The 17,245-nt window shown below is 37.5% G+C and carries 14 protein-coding genes; all 14 read left to right on the forward strand.

Annotation, left to right across the window (positions count from 1 at the left end; translation table 11 throughout):
• Positions 1-55: 55 nt before the first annotated feature.
• From EHS15_RS12925 to EHS15_RS19260, 14 genes are read left to right on the forward strand one after another with little or no spacing between them, the layout of a single operon-like run.
• The gene (locus EHS15_RS12925) at positions 56-1,063 is read left to right on the forward strand and encodes a glycosyltransferase family 9 protein (RefSeq protein WP_135760991.1); all 1,008 of its coding nucleotides are present in this window, start codon (positions 56-58) and stop codon (positions 1,061-1,063) included.
• Between the two features lie 9 nt (positions 1,064-1,072).
• Positions 1,073-2,272 carry a glycosyltransferase family 4 protein gene (locus EHS15_RS12930; protein WP_135760992.1) on the forward strand — a complete coding sequence of 400 codons (1,200 nt, stop codon included), beginning with the start codon at positions 1,073-1,075 and terminating at the stop codon, positions 2,270-2,272.
• Positions 2,253-3,281 (forward strand): glycosyltransferase family 2 protein, encoded by a 1,029-nt coding sequence (locus tag EHS15_RS12935; protein WP_167884232.1) that lies wholly within the window; start codon positions 2,253-2,255, stop codon positions 3,279-3,281. The genes EHS15_RS12930 and EHS15_RS12935 overlap by 20 nt, the downstream gene beginning before the upstream one ends.
• Positions 3,266-4,447: a glycosyltransferase family 4 protein gene (locus tag EHS15_RS12940; protein WP_135760994.1), complete on the forward strand. Its 1,182-nt coding sequence runs from the start codon at positions 3,266-3,268 to the stop codon at positions 4,445-4,447. The genes EHS15_RS12935 and EHS15_RS12940 overlap by 16 nt, the downstream gene beginning before the upstream one ends.
• A gap of 13 nt (positions 4,448-4,460) precedes the next feature.
• On the forward strand, positions 4,461-6,062 hold the full coding sequence (locus EHS15_RS12945; protein WP_135760995.1) for a DUF6311 domain-containing protein: 1,602 nt from the start codon (positions 4,461-4,463) through the stop codon (positions 6,060-6,062).
• The gene (locus EHS15_RS12950; protein WP_167884233.1) at positions 6,052-7,029 is read left to right on the forward strand and encodes a glycosyltransferase family 2 protein; all 978 of its coding nucleotides are present in this window, start codon (positions 6,052-6,054) and stop codon (positions 7,027-7,029) included. The genes EHS15_RS12945 and EHS15_RS12950 overlap by 11 nt, the downstream gene beginning before the upstream one ends.
• 11 nt (positions 7,030-7,040) lie before the next feature.
• Entirely contained in the window at positions 7,041-7,916 is an 876-nt protein-coding gene (locus tag EHS15_RS12955) for a glycosyltransferase family 2 protein (RefSeq protein ID WP_135760997.1), read from the forward strand.
• Position 7,917: 1 nt separating this feature from the next.
• Complete coding sequence (glf, locus tag EHS15_RS12960; RefSeq protein WP_135760998.1) at positions 7,918-9,042, forward strand: UDP-galactopyranose mutase; 1,125 nt, start codon at positions 7,918-7,920, stop codon at positions 9,040-9,042.
• Positions 9,043-9,053: 11 nt separating this feature from the next.
• Positions 9,054-9,917 (forward strand): glycosyltransferase, encoded by an 864-nt coding sequence (locus EHS15_RS12965; protein ID WP_135760999.1) that lies wholly within the window; start codon positions 9,054-9,056, stop codon positions 9,915-9,917.
• Positions 9,917-11,029 (forward strand): glycosyltransferase family 4 protein, encoded by a 1,113-nt coding sequence (locus tag EHS15_RS12970; RefSeq protein WP_135761000.1) that lies wholly within the window; start codon positions 9,917-9,919, stop codon positions 11,027-11,029. The genes EHS15_RS12965 and EHS15_RS12970 overlap by 1 nt, the downstream gene beginning before the upstream one ends.
• Before the next feature lie 12 nt (positions 11,030-11,041).
• Entirely contained in the window at positions 11,042-12,625 is a 1,584-nt protein-coding gene (locus EHS15_RS12975) for an LA_3751/LA_3752 family putative glycosyltransferase (RefSeq protein ID WP_135761001.1), read from the forward strand.
• Positions 12,626-12,630: 5 nt separating this feature from the next.
• Entirely contained in the window at positions 12,631-14,604 is a 1,974-nt protein-coding gene (locus tag EHS15_RS12980; protein WP_135761002.1) for an O-antigen ligase family protein, read from the forward strand.
• A gap of 1 nt (position 14,605) precedes the next feature.
• Positions 14,606-15,751 carry a glycosyltransferase gene (locus EHS15_RS12985; RefSeq protein WP_135761003.1) on the forward strand — a complete coding sequence of 382 codons (1,146 nt, stop codon included), beginning with the start codon at positions 14,606-14,608 and terminating at the stop codon, positions 15,749-15,751.
• Positions 15,744-17,219: an LA_3751/LA_3752 family putative glycosyltransferase gene (locus tag EHS15_RS19260; protein ID WP_210416346.1), complete on the forward strand. Its 1,476-nt coding sequence runs from the start codon at positions 15,744-15,746 to the stop codon at positions 17,217-17,219. The genes EHS15_RS12985 and EHS15_RS19260 overlap by 8 nt, the downstream gene beginning before the upstream one ends.
• Positions 17,220-17,245: the final 26 nt, after the last annotated feature.

Consider the following 17,245-nt stretch of genomic DNA (forward strand, 5'->3'; position numbering starts at 1 on the left):
TATCGAATCTCATTTGAAAAAGACCGCTTTCATTCGCCATTTTGCTATAGGAGATGTGCTTTTAACTCTTCCCGTCATCAAGCAGTATAAAAAAAACTTTCCCGGTCACGAGACTTATTTGGTTACCGATATCAGTCTGATCCGGCCAAATGAGTATTTGGATCGAGTGATTTCTTTTTCAGATATTGATTTTGAGAATTTCGAGAAGGATTTCGATCGAGTCATTTATATGGATTATGAATCGAATCCGGAAGTGCATGTTCTGGATTCGTATGCTTTCTGTGCAGACATTCGCCTGGAAGATCGTACAATTAGTTGGTCTTTGAATGAGTCTTCCCTTGTCAGAAGCAAGGAAATATTAGAAAAAGAAAATTGTACTCCGAAATTTGTCACCTTACAGGTACAATCCGGTCATTCTCTTAGAAACTATCCGATGGCTCATTTTCAGTCGTTGATTGGTTTGATTCGTGAGACTGGTATGCAAGTAGTCGTATTGTCTGACAAAAAAAATCCTCTTGTTGATTGCATCAATCTGGCAGGAAAAACAAAGAACATTGAAGAAGTTGCGGGAATCATTTCTCTTTCCGATTCCTTTATCGGAATTGATTCGGGATTGTTGCATATTTCCCAGGCATTAGGAAAAAATACTATAGCTATATTCGGATCCACAAATCCTCTTTATAGAGTGACTCGCCCGAAAAATACATTCATCGCTTCCGTAGAGGAGTTGGATTGTTTGGGTTGTTATCATAAATCAGGCAAAGGTGCGGAAACTCTTTCTGTCTGTAAAAGAGGCGATTTGGCGTGTATGAATCATTTGTCCCCTGAATTTATTTTTTCACTTTGGTCCCGATCTTTTTCGAAAGAGAATTCTGGCTTGGAGATGAAGATCGATTCAGCAATTCGAAGTGCTGAGGAATATTTCTCTAAATCGGATATGGGAACACGTCGGAAAAAAATGTTTTCCGATTATCGTATCAGAGTGGAACGTTATTTAAACGAAAAACGATGGACGAGTAAATTACGTTCTGTTCTAAAGAAATTGATATCTTATGTGCGTTAGTTGGATCGGATGAAGATAGGGATCGACGCATATGTAGCGCGTTTTCCACTTACGGGGATCGGTAATTATACTTTTTCTCTAGCCAAACATCTAGAGAAATATTATCCTGAGAACAAATATTGTTATTTTTTAAAGGATGACTACATTCATGATAGATCCTTTTCCGATTATTTGAGAGACAAGGAAAAAAGATTCGTTCTCTCTTCCTATTTTCGAAACCGTTTCCTTCGAAGAGTTGAAAATAAAATCAAAACCAAATTTTTCCAAGGGATATTGTCTTCAGAATCTTATTTTAAACTTTGTTTCAGTCGATTGGAAGATGAATTGTTTCGGTTGACTGAAGATTTGGATTTGTATCATGGAATCGATTGGTATTTTCACGTATCTCCTAAAGTGAAAAGGAAGATTTTAACGGTTCATGATTTAACATCCGTCATCCTTCCCGGTTTTCATGATCGGATGTCTGTTGGTAAAGAAATTGCGAAATCTAAAAATTTGGACGCTTTTGATTTATTTTTATCCGTTTCCGATTCTACGAAAAACGATTTAATCCGTTATTATGGCGTAGCTGAAAATAAGATCAAAACTGTTTATCAAAGCTGTGATCCGATCTTTGATGATATTCAATTATTAGACAAACAAGCAGTCCTTTCTAAATATTCAATCCCTACGGATCGGCCCTATTTTTTATCCGTATCTACAATCGAACCGAGAAAAAATTTCATAAAAGTTCTGGAGTCTTATCAAAACTATAAAGATAGAACTGGAGATTCGGATTCCATTCTCGTGTGCACCGGTTTGTGGGGATGGAAAAATAAGGAGTTAAGCGATTGCATTAATAGACATCCTTATTCCGATTCCATATTTTTCACAGGCTACTTGGATCTTTCTGACATGCCTACATTGTATCATTATGCATCCGGTTTTCTTTATCTTTCCGTCTATGAAGGATTCGGTCTTCCCATTTTGGAAGCTATGAAATCAAAAGTTCCCGTAATCTGTTCGAATACATCCTCTATGCCCGAAGTGATAGGGGATTGTGGTTGGCTTGTCGCTCCGAACGATGTGAACGCTGTTGTCGATGCTATGATTGAATTGAAGGAAAATAAAGAAAGTGTAAGTCTAAAGTCGGAAAAGGCATACGAAAGAAGTAAAAATTTCAACTGGCAAAGGACGGCAAAAGAAACTTTTGAATCATATCAATCCTAAAGTAGGAATTGTTCTTATCAATTGGAATTCCGGAGTTAAAACAATTCACTGTATAGAATCCATTCAGAAGCCGGAAAGTTTTCAATATGAAATTATTGTCATCGATAACGGTTCTAAGGACGGTTCGTTAGAAAAATTAAAAGCAAGGTTTCCTGATCTTCGGATTTTTGAAAATAAAGCAAACATGGGTTTTGTAGGAGCTTGCAATCAAGGTCTGAAATACTTTTTAGAAAAACAAACTCCTTACTGTATATTGTTTAATAATGATATGATTGCCGATGAAAATTGGCTGCGTTCTTTCGTTGCAGCAGCGGATCGTTATGAAACAAGTGATATCTTAGGGTCGACGATCGCATTTAAAAATATGCCGAGGTTGTATAATTCAACCGGTGTTGTAATGAATTTTTCAGGCTATTGCTGGGATCGCGATTTCGGTGAATATGTAGATGATGTAAAGAGGCAGACGGGAGAAGTTTTGGCGGTGAGCGGGGGATCAATGCTCATCAAAACCCGTATATTGAGCCGCGTAGGTTATTTAGATAAAGATTATTTCGCCTATTATGAGGATCTAGAGTTTTGCTTAAGGTATCGGCGTATTTTGAATGGGAACATTACTTTTGTTTCAGAGGCTAAATGTTTTCATGAATATTCAGGTTCTTCCTCTTCCGTGCCAGTATTTCGCTATTGGTTGACTGTAAGAAATTTTTGGATCAATATTGCAAAAACATTCTCATTGTCCATGATTTGGAGGTATTATCCTCGAATTTTGTGGGATCGTCTACGAGGAGAAATTCGTAACCGGATTCGAAATAAACAATATAAATTTTTATGTATAGAAATTGTAAGTATAGTTCTATTTTTTTATTATCTAGCAAAGAACGTTAAAATGTTCTTTGCTAAAGACTATTCAAAAAACTACGAACATCTTTTGGTACAATCGCAAGGTTATGCTGAAATTAACATTTCCCATATAGAAAAAGAATCAAAGCAGAAATGGAAATCTTATTAGATGCATCTTCCTTAAATTATCCGCTTTCCGGTATCGGATATTATTGTTTAAATTTATATAAGTCCTTACTAAAGGTAAATTCGGGAAAACATAATTTTCATTTCTTGTGGCATCATAAGAAAATCGAGGATGAGGAAGCTAAATTTTTATTCCAAGCTTTGGAGGAAAGTCGATCGAACTTGATTTTCCAGAAGGAATACTTTCAAAACCTTTCTCCTTTTGTACCTAAATTGCATCGTTATTTAAGATATGCTGACAGAAGACTGAATTCTTTGCGTGGATTTAATACGAACGATTACGATGTATATCACGGACAAGATTTATTATTCGACATTCCTGGAAAAGCCAGAGATATCTCCACGATTCATGATTTAACTACGGTCAAGTTTCCTGGGTTTCATGCGGAAGTGAATATAATTAGAAACGAAAAAAAGCTGAACTACCTAAGGGAAAACGCAAGCGCAGTTGTATCCGTTTCCAAACATACGGAAAAGGATTTATTGGAATATTATCCTGAATTCGTGAATCGTTCCCATGTGATTTATAATTTTTGTCATGAAATTTTTGAAAAAGAATCTTCCTCTTTCTCCACTGAAATCATAGATAAACTTCAATTAAGAAACGTGCCTTATCTTTTATCCGTCTGCACGATTGAGCCAAGAAAAAATCTGATCCAAGTGCTTCGCGTTTTCGAATTATTGAAGCAGGAAACAAAATATAAAGATATTAAGTTGGTTTTGGCGGGAGATTACGGTTGGGGAAATTCCGATTTCAATAGAGAGTTCTCCGAACATAAATATAAAAAAGATATCATCATTACCGGTTATCTTCGTTTGGAAGACCTTCCTATACTTTATAAAAACGCATTGATCTTCTATTATTTATCCTTATATGAAGGTTTCGGGCTTCCCGTTCTAGAGGCGATGAAGGTCGGTTCGGTAGTGATTGCTTCTAACGTTTCTTCCATTCCAGAAGTGACAGGAAAGGACGGCGCTGTGCTTGTCGATCCTCAATCCTTGGAAGAAGTATTGGAACAATCTAGAAATTTACTTGAGAAACCTTCCTTAAGAGAAGCGTATCGACAAAATGGTATGAAGAACTCCGCTTTTTTCCAACCTGAAGAGATCGCAAAACAATATTTAGCTTTGTATGAAGCTTTGAACTGAATACGATTTACGAATGCGTCTTTTTATTCGAGTTTTTCCCGGTTTATGTTGTTTTTTATTTCTGACTAAGGGGAAAATTTTAGATGTAACCTATGTTTCATGGTTATTGGATGGAGATCCTGCCATGTCTTGGATCGGCTGGCAGTTTTTTCGAACTTCCGATTTGTTTCAGATTCCTTGGGGTCTCAATCCTTATTATGGATTGGAAATTTCCAGTTCTATCGTTTATTCCGATTCGATTCCTCTGTTTTCTATTTTATTTAAATTATTTAACTCCTTGTTGCCTACGCAGTTCCAATTTTTCGGAATATGGATACTATTGTGCTTTTTGCTGCAGTCTTACTTTGCTTCTAAATTATTAGGTTTATTTGTATCTTCCTCACGGCTTCGTTTTCTTTTTACCTTTTTTTTCTGCCTGGCTCCTTGTTTTCTTTGGCGATTACACGGGCATTATTCCCTTTGTGCGCATTGGGTCATCTTGGCCGGGTTATACGGATACTTTAACAGAAAATTTTCTTTTTCTTATTGGTTGATTCTCGTTTTTCTCTCTTCTTTGATTCATCCTTATATTTGTTTTTTCTGTTTATCTTTTTTCTGTATTGATCTTTTACAAAGGGCCTTACAACGGCAATTGAGCTTTTATAAAGTTATTTTATTGTTTTGCCTATGTGTTTCGATTTTGGGAGCAGGAATGTATTCTGCCGGTTATTTTTCGTTAGGCAGTGATTTGTCTTCGGATACATCCGGATATCGAATGAATTTACTTTCTGTTTTTGACGCAGAAGAAGGTTGGTCTAGGATCTTTCCTGATATTCCTGGAGAAAGATTTGAATACGAAGGATTTAATTTTATCGGAACTGGAATTCTAATATTAATTGTTTTCTGTTTCCTTTCCTTTCGAAAAGGAACTAGTTTGTTTCTGAAACCGAAAATGATTCCTCTTGGTTTTTTTCTTCTTTTTTTGTTTTTCTATTCTTTGTCCGAGAAAATCAATTTTGCCGATAAAACTATTTTTGTTTATCAGTATCCTGTGATTTTGGAGCCGTTCCATTCTGTATTTCGCGCAAATGGGCGTTTTTTCTGGCCGGTTCTTTATACTATTTATCTAGTTGTAATGATTCAATTTTATAAATCCATTTCTAAGAAGTGGATAGAACTGGTAACGTTCGTTATCTTAATTATATTTGTTTTCGATCTCTATCCAAAGATTGAATTTTTTCAAAAGCGTTTCGATGTTCCTACAGCGAATCAAAAACAATTAGTTGCTGCATCTCCTGAATGGACTAAGATATCCAAGCCTTATCGTTCGATGTATTTGGTTTTTCCTGAGAATAAACCAAAGCATTGGGAAACTTTAGCTCTGGTAGCTTTGGAAAATCGATTGTCCATCAATTTCGGATACTTTACCCGATTGAATCGAGTTCGTTTACTGGAGTCAAAAAATAAATTAGCAAAGGAAATAGAGCAGGGTAATTTCTCGGATAAGATTCTTTATGTTTTTTCAGACAAAAGAATTTGGTCAGAGGCGGTATCTCGTAAAGCGGAGGTGGATCTGACGGGGGAAATAGATGGCATTTATTTCCTTGCTCCGAAATTCCTTCTTCATGAAATCTAATTTTTCAGAAAATCAATCCGAATCCGATTTACCTCTAATCTCCGTAGCAATGGCTACTTATAACGGAGATCGTTATTTAGAAGAACAAATCGATAGCATTCTTTCTCAGACGTATCCTAATTTGGAGATTGTTATTTGTGACGATCTGTCCCGTGATTCTACCAGGGAAATTCTGCAGCGTTATGAGAAAGCTCATGATAATGTTTCTTTGATTTTCAATTCCGAAAATAAGGGTGTTGTTCGAAGTTTTGAAACTGCGATTTCCCTTTGTAAGGGAGATTTTATCGCTCTTTCCGATCAAGATGATATCTTTTTACCGGAAAAAATCTTCGAACTCTATCGCCATATAGGCGATGCTTATCTGATTCACTGTGATTCCGTTCTCATCGACTCGAAAGGGAACACCCTTCATCCTTCTTATTTCGCATATTCTAAAACAAAAGATAAGCATGTTTTTACCGATTATCTTTTGGGGAATAATGTAACCGGAAATTCTGTTCTGATCCGCAAGGAACTGGCTCGTTTTTCTCTCCCTTTTCCTAAAGGAATTCGGATGCACGATCATTATCTTGCGTTAGCTGCTTGTTATTTAGGGAAGATTGAATTTTTTGATCTTCCCTTACAATTGTATCGCCAGCATGATAAAAACGTCATCGGTGCGAATTTGGGAAATTTCGATACCTTTTTAAAAGAGAGTAGGAAGGGGTATTTGTCCGATCATTCCATATTGAGGGCGGGGATTTTTCCCAAATATAAGAAGGAAATCGAATTACAGAGGGATTTCAAAAGAGCTATTTTTAAAGGAAAATGGAAAAGTAGATATTCCCTTCTGAAATTGTTGGATGTTCCCGGTGGAAAAAAAATGATGGTTTATTACTTTTTATTTTGTGGATTTTGGGGAGATCCGATTCGGAATTTATTTTATTCCCTTCTGACTTCTATGAAGAAAACGAAACAATCGGCATAAACTATCCTTTCATGTCTGGGAAACGAATTACTGCAATCATTGTTACTTTCAATCCTGACCTGTCTCTTTTAAACGAGCTGGTTTCTGTTTTGATTTGTGATGATATTGAAACGGTAATCGTAGACAATCAGTCTTCCCAATCCTTTCAAAAATCCCTTCCCGTTTCGAAGTTACTTCAGTTTTTTCCTTTGGAATCCAATTTCGGAATCGGTTATGCGATCAATTTTGCGATCCGAAAATACCGAGAGATAAACGATTATTTTATCTTTTTCGATCAGGACAGTATCCCCGAGAAAGGAATGGTTGAGAAACTTGTTCGTCGTTTTGAGGATTTGGAAGCTAAAGGATTTTCTCCCGGTGCGATCGGACCTCAAATCTTTGATAGAAAATACGATTCAAAGCTGCCCTTTGTCAATCCTCATCCTGTAGAAGAGGGTGTGGTGGAGGTGACTCATTTGTTCACATCCGGTACATTGATCAAAAGCGATTTAATTTCCAGAATCGGTTATCTTAAGGAAGACTACTTTATCGATCAAGTGGATGTAGAGTGGTGTCTTCGAATTCGATATTTCGGTTATCGGGTGTTCGGTGATCTTTCGGCGATCCTAAACCATTCGATCGGGGACGATTTGTTCCATTTGAAACTTTTGGGTAAAAAATTAATTCGTTATTCTCCTCTTAGGAATTATTATATGGTTCGCAATATGCTTGTTTTGCTAAGAGACGGGCGCAATGATTTCAGTTGGAGATTCAGAAATCTGAAAGATATCCTTTTGCGTTCTTTGTATTGGATTGTCTTTTTGGATCAAAAGTGGGAGAGAACCTTGTATATCTTAAAGGGTTATCGGGACGGAATTTTAAAACGAATGGGAAAATATAATCGTTAGTATGGAAAAATCTATTTTGATTGTGGGCGCCGGTTTTTCCGGAGCTGTTTTGGCTCACGAACTTTCTACTCGTTTGCATAATAAAAGAAAAATCGTCGTTTGGGACGAAAGAAATCACGTGGCAGGCAATTGCCATACACAAAGAGATCCCGATACGGGAGTGATGATCCACGAATACGGTCCGCATATTTTCCATACTTCCAACAAGAAGGTTTGGGACTATGTGAACTCATTTGTTCCTTTCGAACCTTTTGTTAACAGAGTAAAGGCGGTTTTTCAGGGACAGATTTATTCCATGCCTATCAATCTTCATACGATCAACCAGTTCTTCGGCAAGACATTCAATCCGAAAGAAGCCGCCGATTGGATCGGGAAACAAGCGGACACTTCTATCACGGAACCGAAATCTTTTGAAGAACAGGCGATTCGATTTTTAGGTAAGTCCATCTATAAAGCCTTTTTTTACGGTTACACGAAAAAACAATGGGGATGTGAACCTACTGAACTTCCCGCATCCATATTAAAAAGACTTCCCGTTCGATTCAATTATAACGACAATTATTATAACGATGTTTATCAAGGAATCCCTAGGGATGGTTATACGGCCATCATAGAAAAAATGTTCCGCCATGATAACATCAAGCTTGAGTTAGGAAAAAAATATATCCGTTCCGAAGAAGATTACAGGTACGAGCATATTTTTTTCAGCGGTCCTATCGATCAATTTTTCGGATACAAACACGGACGTTTGTCTTATCGCACTGTAACTTTTGAAAGGCATGAGACGGAAGGGGATTTTCAAGGAAATCCGGTGATCAATTATTGTGATGAAGATGTTCCTTACACAAGGATTCATGAACACAAACATTTTACTCCTTGGGAGACTCATGAAAAGACTGTTTTTTTCAAAGAGTTCAGTAAGGAAACTACCGAAACCGATATCCCTTATTATCCGAAAAGATTAAGCGGAGATATGGAGATTCTACAGAAATATGAAGAGGAAAAAAAGTCTTTGGAAAATATTTCCTTTTTAGGAAGACTCGCTACCTATAGATATTTGGATATGCATCAAGTGATTGAAGAAGCATTGGAAGTCGCAGATTCCTATATCTCACAGCATAACTAAGAATAAAGAATATGATCGTTGCAGTGATTGTTACACGAAATCGTTTGGAGCTTCTTAAAAATTGCATCCAATCCGTTTTATCTCAAACCCAAAAACCGAATGTTGTACTCGTAGTGGACAATGATTCCACGGACGGAACAAGGAATTGGTTGCAGGAACAAAAAGGCCTGCAGGTGATTTTGAATGAAAATACAGGAGGAGCCGGAGGCTTTCATCGAGGAATGGCTGAGGCGATCCGTGTAGGCGCTAAATGGGTCTGGCTTATGGATGATGACGGTTATCCAGATAAAGATGCTTTGAAGCGTTTGAGCGATAGAATCGGAACGAAAGATGTTTCCGCATGGAACTCTCTTGTTTTGGAAAAACCTGGTTCTTCCGTTTTATCTTTCGGATATTCCGTTCTTAAAAAAAGCGGGGATCCTGCTTTGTCTAACTCCATTCGGGAATTGGAAACATTGAAGGAAAATGCGAAGGAAGGTCTTTATCCTTGGGGTTCTTTCTTTAACGGAAGTTTGATTGATGTCGCCTCTTTGGAGCAGATAGGGCTTGTGAATCCTGGTTTTTTCATCTGGGGAGATGAAACGAACCTTCATATGCGCCTTCGTAAATGGAAACCCGTTTATACCGTTTTGGATTCTTATCATTATCATCCTGTTGCCAGTTTTCAAACTATGCCTAGTTGGAAATTATTTTACGCTCTTAGGAACGGGATTTATAATTCGCTTCGTTTTTTTCCTGATCGATTGATTCGTGTATCCGTTGTTATTTTTCGATATGTTCCTAAACTTCTCTTTCGTTTTGAGATTCGTTTGATCGGGAAAGCGCTTTGGGAAGGTTTTTCCGGTAAGATACGCTCTTGGGGCATTCAACCTTAATGAAAATCGTTTATCTGGTTTCGGAGGATTGGTATTTTTGGATGCACCGACTTCCGATCGCTTTAGAAGCCAAGGCGAACGGTTACGAGGTCCATTTGATTTCCAGAAGAGGGGATTTTACTGATAAAATCGTTTCTTACGGAATTCACTTTCATGAGTTTTCTATCGATCGTAAAAATTTGAATCCTTTTAAGGAAATCGGAAAAGTTAAGGAAGTTGGAAAACTTCTCAGGAAGATTCAGCCGGACATTTTGCACAATGTTTCCATGAAGCTCTCCTTACTGGGAACCGTTGCTTCTTATTTTTACCAAAAATGTAAAATAGTGAATTCGATCACCGGTCTGGGATATCTTTATTCGAATTCCTTTTTTCTTGTTCGATTGATTCGGTATTTCTTTTCTAAATTTGCTTCTTTTTATTTTCAAAGGACAAACGCTCTATCCTTATTGGAAAACCCTGATGACGAAAGGGTCTTTCTTTCTTCTTTGGGTCTGCATAAAGATTTGGTAAAAGTGATTCCAGGCACCGGAGTTGACCTACAAAAATTTCCATTCACTCCTTTGAAGCAAGATTCCCACTTACGTATATTATGTGCTTCTAGGCTCTTGAAAACGAAAGGAATTGTCGAACTCTCAGAGGCGATCCGAGAATCAAAAAAAACGAATCCGAATATTCTCTGCACTTTGATCGGAAAGATAGATGCGGGGAATCCTTCTTCTCTTTCTTCTGAGTTCGTCAAACAATGTGAAGAGGAAGGGATTTGGGAATGGAAAGGATTTACCGATGATGTTCTTCCTTATTACCAAAAAGCCCATTTGGTGGTGTTGCTTTCTTATGGAGAAGGCCTTCCTGTTTCCTTATTGGAAGCGATGGCGGTGGGACGAGGTGTTTTGACTACGGATGTGCAAGGGTGCAGGGAAGTCGTGGAAGAGGGAAAAAACGGCTTTCTTGTAAAAGATAAAAACGTAGAAGAACCTGTCTCCAAGTTGAGATATTTGGCGGATCATTTGGATGAGCTAGAGGTTTTAGGAAAACATTCCAGGGAACTTGCTGAGAAAAAATTCGATAGAAAATTAGTGAACCAAACGATCCTCTCGATTTACAGGAATTAGGCTGCATACAAAATGATGATATCCTTAAAAAATCTGTTTTCCAATGTTTCCCGTTTTTTCCCATATTTGATATATATCGTTCTCATCGGATTTATTTTCAGTTTTCGCAGTCAATTGGATCAATCCGGGCCGTATGTAACCAGTGACGGTGCCATCAAGCTGTACCAGTCTTTTCAATATAAAGAATCCGGGCCTTTTTCATTAGAGTGTGTCTATCCAGCAAAGGAGATTGATCCGTCTTACTCTTATTATCCGATTCATTATCCCTGGGCTATTTTTCATGCGGAAGGTTTGCCTTGTGTTTTGGAATATCCTCCTTTTTTCCTTTGGATAGGAACTTTCGTTTGGAAGTTGTTTTCTCTCCAGGCAGTTTTTTGGATTCCTTTATTTTTTTATGCTGCTGCGATTTTGTTCTTAGATTGGGTCTTTCGAGGGTGGAACTTGCACGGATCCCTTCGGGCGTTTCTGGTTTTACTTTCCTTCTTTTCCTTCCCTTTGGTGACGGCGATCGATTATACTGAGAATCCTCTTTTCATCCTTTTGTATTTGATCGGTTACTTTTTTCTTTTCCGAACGGAAGAAGAGGGGGCTTCAATAAAAACTTTCTTTTTGTCAGGATTGTTTCTGGGGTTAGCGTTTGTTTTACGGCTTGAAATTCTGATCCCATTTGTTTTGTTATTTGCATTTTCGTTTACCTATCATAAGAATATTAAGTTTTCGTTTTGGATGGGAGTGGGGTTTACAATTCCTGCTTTGTTTTTGTTTTTTTATAATTTTTCCGTATCCGGGCATATCTTAGGATTTCGTTACGTTTCTTCTATCCAGGACAATGAGAACGCTTCTGCAGGGTTATTGCTTCGTTTTCAGCTTCTGAAGGCCTATTTATTCGGTGATTCAGTGATGGTGGGAATTTTACGGTTCCAACCTTTTGTAGGAGTGATGCTTGTCACATTCGCTTCATTGTATCGAACTTTATATCGACATAAATTCATTTTCATTGGAATCACTGCGGCGGTAGGTTCCATGATTCTTATTCCTTTGACTGTTACTTTTTACGGAGGGGTGGGTTATTTCGGTTTGAGGTATTTGGAACCGTCTTTTTTTCTATTGATCCTTTCTTTCGGATTCTTATTATCCCGTGAGGATCTTTCGAAGAGAAAAATTCCCGCCTATTTATTGTTTATTTCCATTATCGTTTCTTTTTATTTTAATTACCATTCCACAAAAGAAGGTTTGAAAATACTGAGGAATTCTGCAAAGGAGATGGGAATCCTACAGACTTGGCTGGGTAAATCCGAAAATTACGTAGTTCATTCCAGCTTATATACTTCCATCTTTATGGGAAGATCGTTTCTGGATAAAAAACATGTTCAGTTGACTGGAAACACAGAAGGAAATTCCTTTTTGGAGAAAGTTCCTGCGAAGGAAAACTTGGTCTTTTTGCTCAGTCCCGATTCGATTTATATCTCTCCAGACATACCTAAAAAAATACACCCGCGTTTTCAAACGCCTCTATATCTCAATAAACTCCCTTTAAAGATTAAAGAGGAGATGAAACTCAACGGGATCACAATCGTTTTTGCGGAGAAAATTTAGAATTTATGACTTATTTGTATCAAATTATTTCCCTTCTTTATTCTCTTTTTTTAGTCTTTTCCGTATTAGGTGATCAATCGCTGATTGTTGCGAGAAATAATCTTTTGTTTTATTCTTTTTCTCTCCTTCTTTTGGGGAGCATCAAGTTGTCCGTGGAGAAAATAAAAGAGAACTTTTTGTTTTTATTGCTTTCCGCTTCGGTTCTGGTTTCGATCAGTTATTCCGCACAAACTCATTTAGTATATTCGGAGCTTGTCAATAAACAATTTCTGAGGTCTCTTCATTACGGATCTTTGTTCTATTTGATCTATTTATATCGTAAATGTGATTTGGAAACGTTCCGTTTGTATGCATTGGGAATTGTTTTAGGAATGCATTCCCTATACTTTATGGTAGATGAATTCCAATTGAATATACTCCTTGGTTTTCTTGTTCTTTTTTTTCTGACTTCCAAATCGAATCGTGTTTCCTTAAAAACCTTTTACCTTTTTCTTTTCGGAGTTCTTGTTGCGGTATTTACTTGGATCGTCAATGGAATGTTATTTGATTCTGTGACTTATTTTTTGTATTATTTCGTTTCCTTTTTTTTGATTCTGATCGTCTCGAAGATGGATTTGCAAAGGAAAAAACAATTATTAAGAATTCTATTTCTCTTCCTTCTTGCGGAGATTCTATTTTTAAATTTTTCCGTTGTGCATAAATTATTGAAGAAGGAAAATGTTATTAACTCTAGTTTTGTGCTGGCAGGTTCTCATATCAGTCAGATAGGTGCCGTCGCTCTGTTGGGGCTTTTGATTTCTTTTTTTGCACGTTCTGTTTTTCCCAGCAGAAAAACGGCGCTGAGCTTCGCTTTGATTTTGTTTTTAGGCACTATCATACTTTTGTTTCTTTCCAACTCCAGAACTTCTCAATACACAGCCATCCTTTCCGCAGGTTTTGTAGGTGTGTATTGGTTTCTAAGTCGCCAGAAAAAAGGGCATCTTTGGATCCTTCTGTCTCTTCTGATCGGGGTTTTGACTCTTTTTGTTTTTACGAATCCGAAAGCGTTCGCATTCTCCTCTGTAGAATCCAGAAATTCGATTTGGTATTATCATCTAACACAGACAATTATGGAATCTCCTTTGTTCGGGTTCGGTGCTCATCCTGAGACAAGGCTGTTCTTTTACATTCCCTGGTTTGAAGTCGCAAAATTTACAGACAGAATCACCGATTATTTTAGGGTTTTTCATGCCTTTCCTCAGGCGCATAATATTTACATTCAATGGTTCAGTTCGTTCGGGATTGTCGGGACCGTTTTCTTCTTGTGCTGTCTGCTTTATTTATTGTATTCTGGTTTGAAAACGGTGCTTTCCGAAAAACTGGAAATTTTCAATCTGACGACCCTTTCCTATTTAGTGTTATTCGCTTTTGCAATTCACGGTCTTATGGATTTGAACGCATTCGAATCTCCTTTGATGATTCCTATTTCCGTTTTTATAGGTTTTCTGATTTCTTCGATGCATCCTACCGTTTCCGGAAAGTTTCGCCCCACTTATTTATTCTCCCTATTGATGTTTGCAGTGTTGGCAGCTGTCGTGTTGAATGTGACTAAGATCCGAATGATTGGAAATGTGAAACATGAACTTTCCAAGAGTTTTTTCTTTCATAATTTGAAGGTAGCGGACTTAACTCCCGAACCTAAAAAATTGGGAGAGTGGAAACATCCTTATGCGGATACTTTTTTTTCCTGGTTTCCCAGTGAAGAGTTTAGTCAATATAAGGCGCTTTACTTTGTGAAATTAAATATTGATTCCCCTGGGGAAAAATTTATTTCCGAAGCTCTGCATTCTTTAGGGATTGCGATTCAGATCCATCCCAACAATCCTGTTCATTTTCATCTCATCCATCTGCATTTGAGCTCTTCCTTGTCTCCTAAATTTAAGGAGGAAGTTTTTGCTTTGAGGCAGTTTTGGGATCCATTCAAAAGCATAACGGAGTGATATGTTTACACTGATACTTCCCACATACAACGAGAAAGAAAATCTAAAGGTTCTTCTACCCAAACTGTCCGACTTGTTTCAAAAGAACAATTTGAAGTATGAAGTGTTAGTTGTAGACGATGATTCTCCCGATCGAACTTGGGAATGGGTGCAGGAATATTCCCTCACGAATGCAAATGTAAGAGTGATTCGAAGAGTGAATGAAAAAGGCCTGTCTAGTGCCGTGCTTGCAGGAATGGCTTCCGCAAAAGGAGATTCCCTCGGAGTGATGGATGCGGACATGCAGCATGACGAATCCATTCTTCCTAAAATGTTGGATCTTTTGAAAGAGAAAGATCTGGTTGTAGGTTCTCGTAGAACGGAAGAGGGTAGTTACGGCGAGATGAAATGGTTTCGTCGTTTCTTAAGTTACGGCGCAACTTTGATGGCGAAGATCCTCCTTCCCATTTCTACCACGGATCCAATGAGCGGATTTTTCGTATTAAGAAGAACTTTATTTGAAAGCTCCAAAAACAAACTGAACCCTCTCGGCTTTAAAATATTATTGGAATTTTTAGCAAGGAACCCTGGCATTCGAGTGGGAGAAGTCGGGTATTCTTTCCGAAAAAGAGAATTCGGAGAAACGAAACTATCAGGGACAGTCATGCAACAATACTTAGTTGCTCTTATCGATCTTCGTTTTGGAAGATTCATTTCCTGGCAGTTCATTAAGTATGCGATTACCGGAACCATCGGTATATTCGTGAATTTATTCGGTCAATGGGGCTACATTCAATGTTTCGGTATGGATACAAATTCTTTAGAAGGTAAAGACATTCTTCTTCCTTCCTTTGCGGTCGCATTCGGGTTCGAACTCAGTGTTGTTTCCAACTTTTTATTCAACAACCATTGGACTTTCTCCAGCAGAAAAAAAACGGGCTTTGTGAATCAGCTTGTGGGTTTCTTTCAATTCAACGGAGTGAGTTTGTTCGGTTTTTTGATTCAATATTCTTCTTGGTTTTTTCTAGTGCGATTGTTTCAGTCTTATTGTCCCGATTTTTTTCCTGAGCAGGTGACTTATATTGCCAACCTAATCGGTATTATATTTGCAACTGTGACTAATTATAATTTGAATCAATCCTTTACTTGGGCCAAAAACAATGATTAAGGTCTTTTTTCTTTTTTTAGCATCTGTTCTTTCTTTGTTTTTCTTTCTAAAAAAAGACTTTATTACTGTTTATGGAGATTCCGGTTTTATGTGGCTCCAGATGATGGACCTGATTCATTCCGGATATTCCACATTCGCATTCGATTACTCCGGGAAAGGATTCGACCCTGAGGGGTTGTTTCTTCCTTTTTTAAAACCTTTTTTAGGGGAATATAACGGGAAATTCTATATCGATTTCCCACCTTATTTTCCTTTGGTGATCTCAATCGTTCGCCCTTTGACTTCTTCCAATCTTTCTGTTTATCTACTACAGGCTTTCTCTTTATCTGTTTCTTTGTTTTTTCTATTCCGAATCGTATTCTTATTTACGAAAGAAATTCGTTTATCCGTTTTATCTTCCTTTGGGCTCCTTTTGGGAACGACCATGTTCACATATAATATGGCGATTCATGAATATTCGATCGCTGTTTGTCTTTTATATACCGGAATTTTCTTCTTACTGAGTGCTATGTTGGAAAACCGCAGGCTTTTGATTTGGGCGGGGATTTTCTGCGGTATTTCTCTCTTCTTTCGATTGGAATTTATTTTTACTGTATTTGCCTGGACTTCTCTTTCTTTTCTTACGGGAAGATTCAAATTCAAAGAGCTTTGTTTTTATTTCGCCCCCGGTTTTTTGCTGCTTTTGGTTTCCCTTTTCGCTTTGAATCAATCCATTCACGGCCATCCGTTAGGGTTCCGTTATCTCTTGACTATGAACGATCCGATTACAATCGAAAACTCCAAGTTAGATGTGGTTTACGAAACTTTATTCGGAAAGTTGAGAGGGTTTTTCTATCAATCCCCTTATTTGCTTTTGTTCTTTCTTTTCGGGCTGTTTCATTTCGGAAAGGAGGGGAAATGGAAAGATTACAAATCCAATGAATTTCTTTTTTTCACAGTCTCTATTCTTTCCATGAGTTTGATACTTTTCACTGCGCCGAATCATGGAGATCATCTTTCTCCTCGTTATCTATTCGGAGTGTATCCTTCCTTTTTTCTTTTTACTGCTCTTGCTGTAAAAGATATCTTAAAGTTTTCCGGGAAAGGGAAACTGTCAGCTCTTATCGTTTTTCTACTATGTTTCGGATTTTCTGTAAAACAATTATGGAAAACCGTTCAGTTTGTTCGAGAGTCGGATAAAACTGTATCTTTGATTTCGAAATTAATTCTTTCCAAACCGCAGGATACGATCGTGTTTTTGGAAACTGGACTTCCCAAAAATCTACAAACTTATTTTTTTGAGAAAAAACAATATCATGTAACAAAAGAAGAAATAGGTCAATTTTTGACCGCTTCCCAAGTAGATGCTTCTAGGGTTCTTCTTGTGGATATTGAAGCGAAAGATTCTTGTTTTGAAGAAATCTTTTGCAGGGACGAAGAGAGTCTTCCCAACCTTAATTTTTACGTAGCAAAAAGAAACTTAAAATAAAAACTCAACTTTTAGGACTTTAAATA

It is taken from the genome of Leptospira idonii (assembly GCF_004770995.1).
In the GTDB taxonomy this organism is placed as follows: domain Bacteria; phylum Spirochaetota; class Leptospiria; order Leptospirales; family Leptospiraceae; genus Leptospira_A; species Leptospira_A idonii.

Coding starts and splice junctions, on each gene's coding strand:
- EHS15_RS12955 (WP_135760997.1), top strand. CDS start 7,041: ATGTCTGGGAAACGAATTACTGCAATCATTGTTACTTTCAATCCTGAC.
- EHS15_RS12985 (WP_135761003.1), top strand. CDS start 14,606: ATGTTTACACTGATACTTCCCACATACAACGAGAAAGAAAATCTAAAG.
- EHS15_RS12975 (WP_135761001.1), top strand. CDS start 11,042: ATGATGATATCCTTAAAAAATCTGTTTTCCAATGTTTCCCGTTTTTTC.
- EHS15_RS12940 (WP_135760994.1), top strand. CDS start 3,266: ATGGAAATCTTATTAGATGCATCTTCCTTAAATTATCCGCTTTCCGGT.
- EHS15_RS12970 (WP_135761000.1), top strand. CDS start 9,917: ATGAAAATCGTTTATCTGGTTTCGGAGGATTGGTATTTTTGGATGCAC.
- glf (WP_135760998.1), top strand. CDS start 7,918: ATGGAAAAATCTATTTTGATTGTGGGCGCCGGTTTTTCCGGAGCTGTT.
- EHS15_RS19260 (WP_210416346.1), top strand. CDS start 15,744: ATGATTAAGGTCTTTTTTCTTTTTTTAGCATCTGTTCTTTCTTTGTTT.
- EHS15_RS12965 (WP_135760999.1), top strand. CDS start 9,054: ATGATCGTTGCAGTGATTGTTACACGAAATCGTTTGGAGCTTCTTAAA.
- EHS15_RS12950 (WP_167884233.1), top strand. CDS start 6,052: ATGAAATCTAATTTTTCAGAAAATCAATCCGAATCCGATTTACCTCTA.
- EHS15_RS12945 (WP_135760995.1), top strand. CDS start 4,461: ATGCGTCTTTTTATTCGAGTTTTTCCCGGTTTATGTTGTTTTTTATTT.
- EHS15_RS12980 (WP_135761002.1), top strand. CDS start 12,631: ATGACTTATTTGTATCAAATTATTTCCCTTCTTTATTCTCTTTTTTTA.
- EHS15_RS12930 (WP_135760992.1), top strand. CDS start 1,073: ATGAAGATAGGGATCGACGCATATGTAGCGCGTTTTCCACTTACGGGG.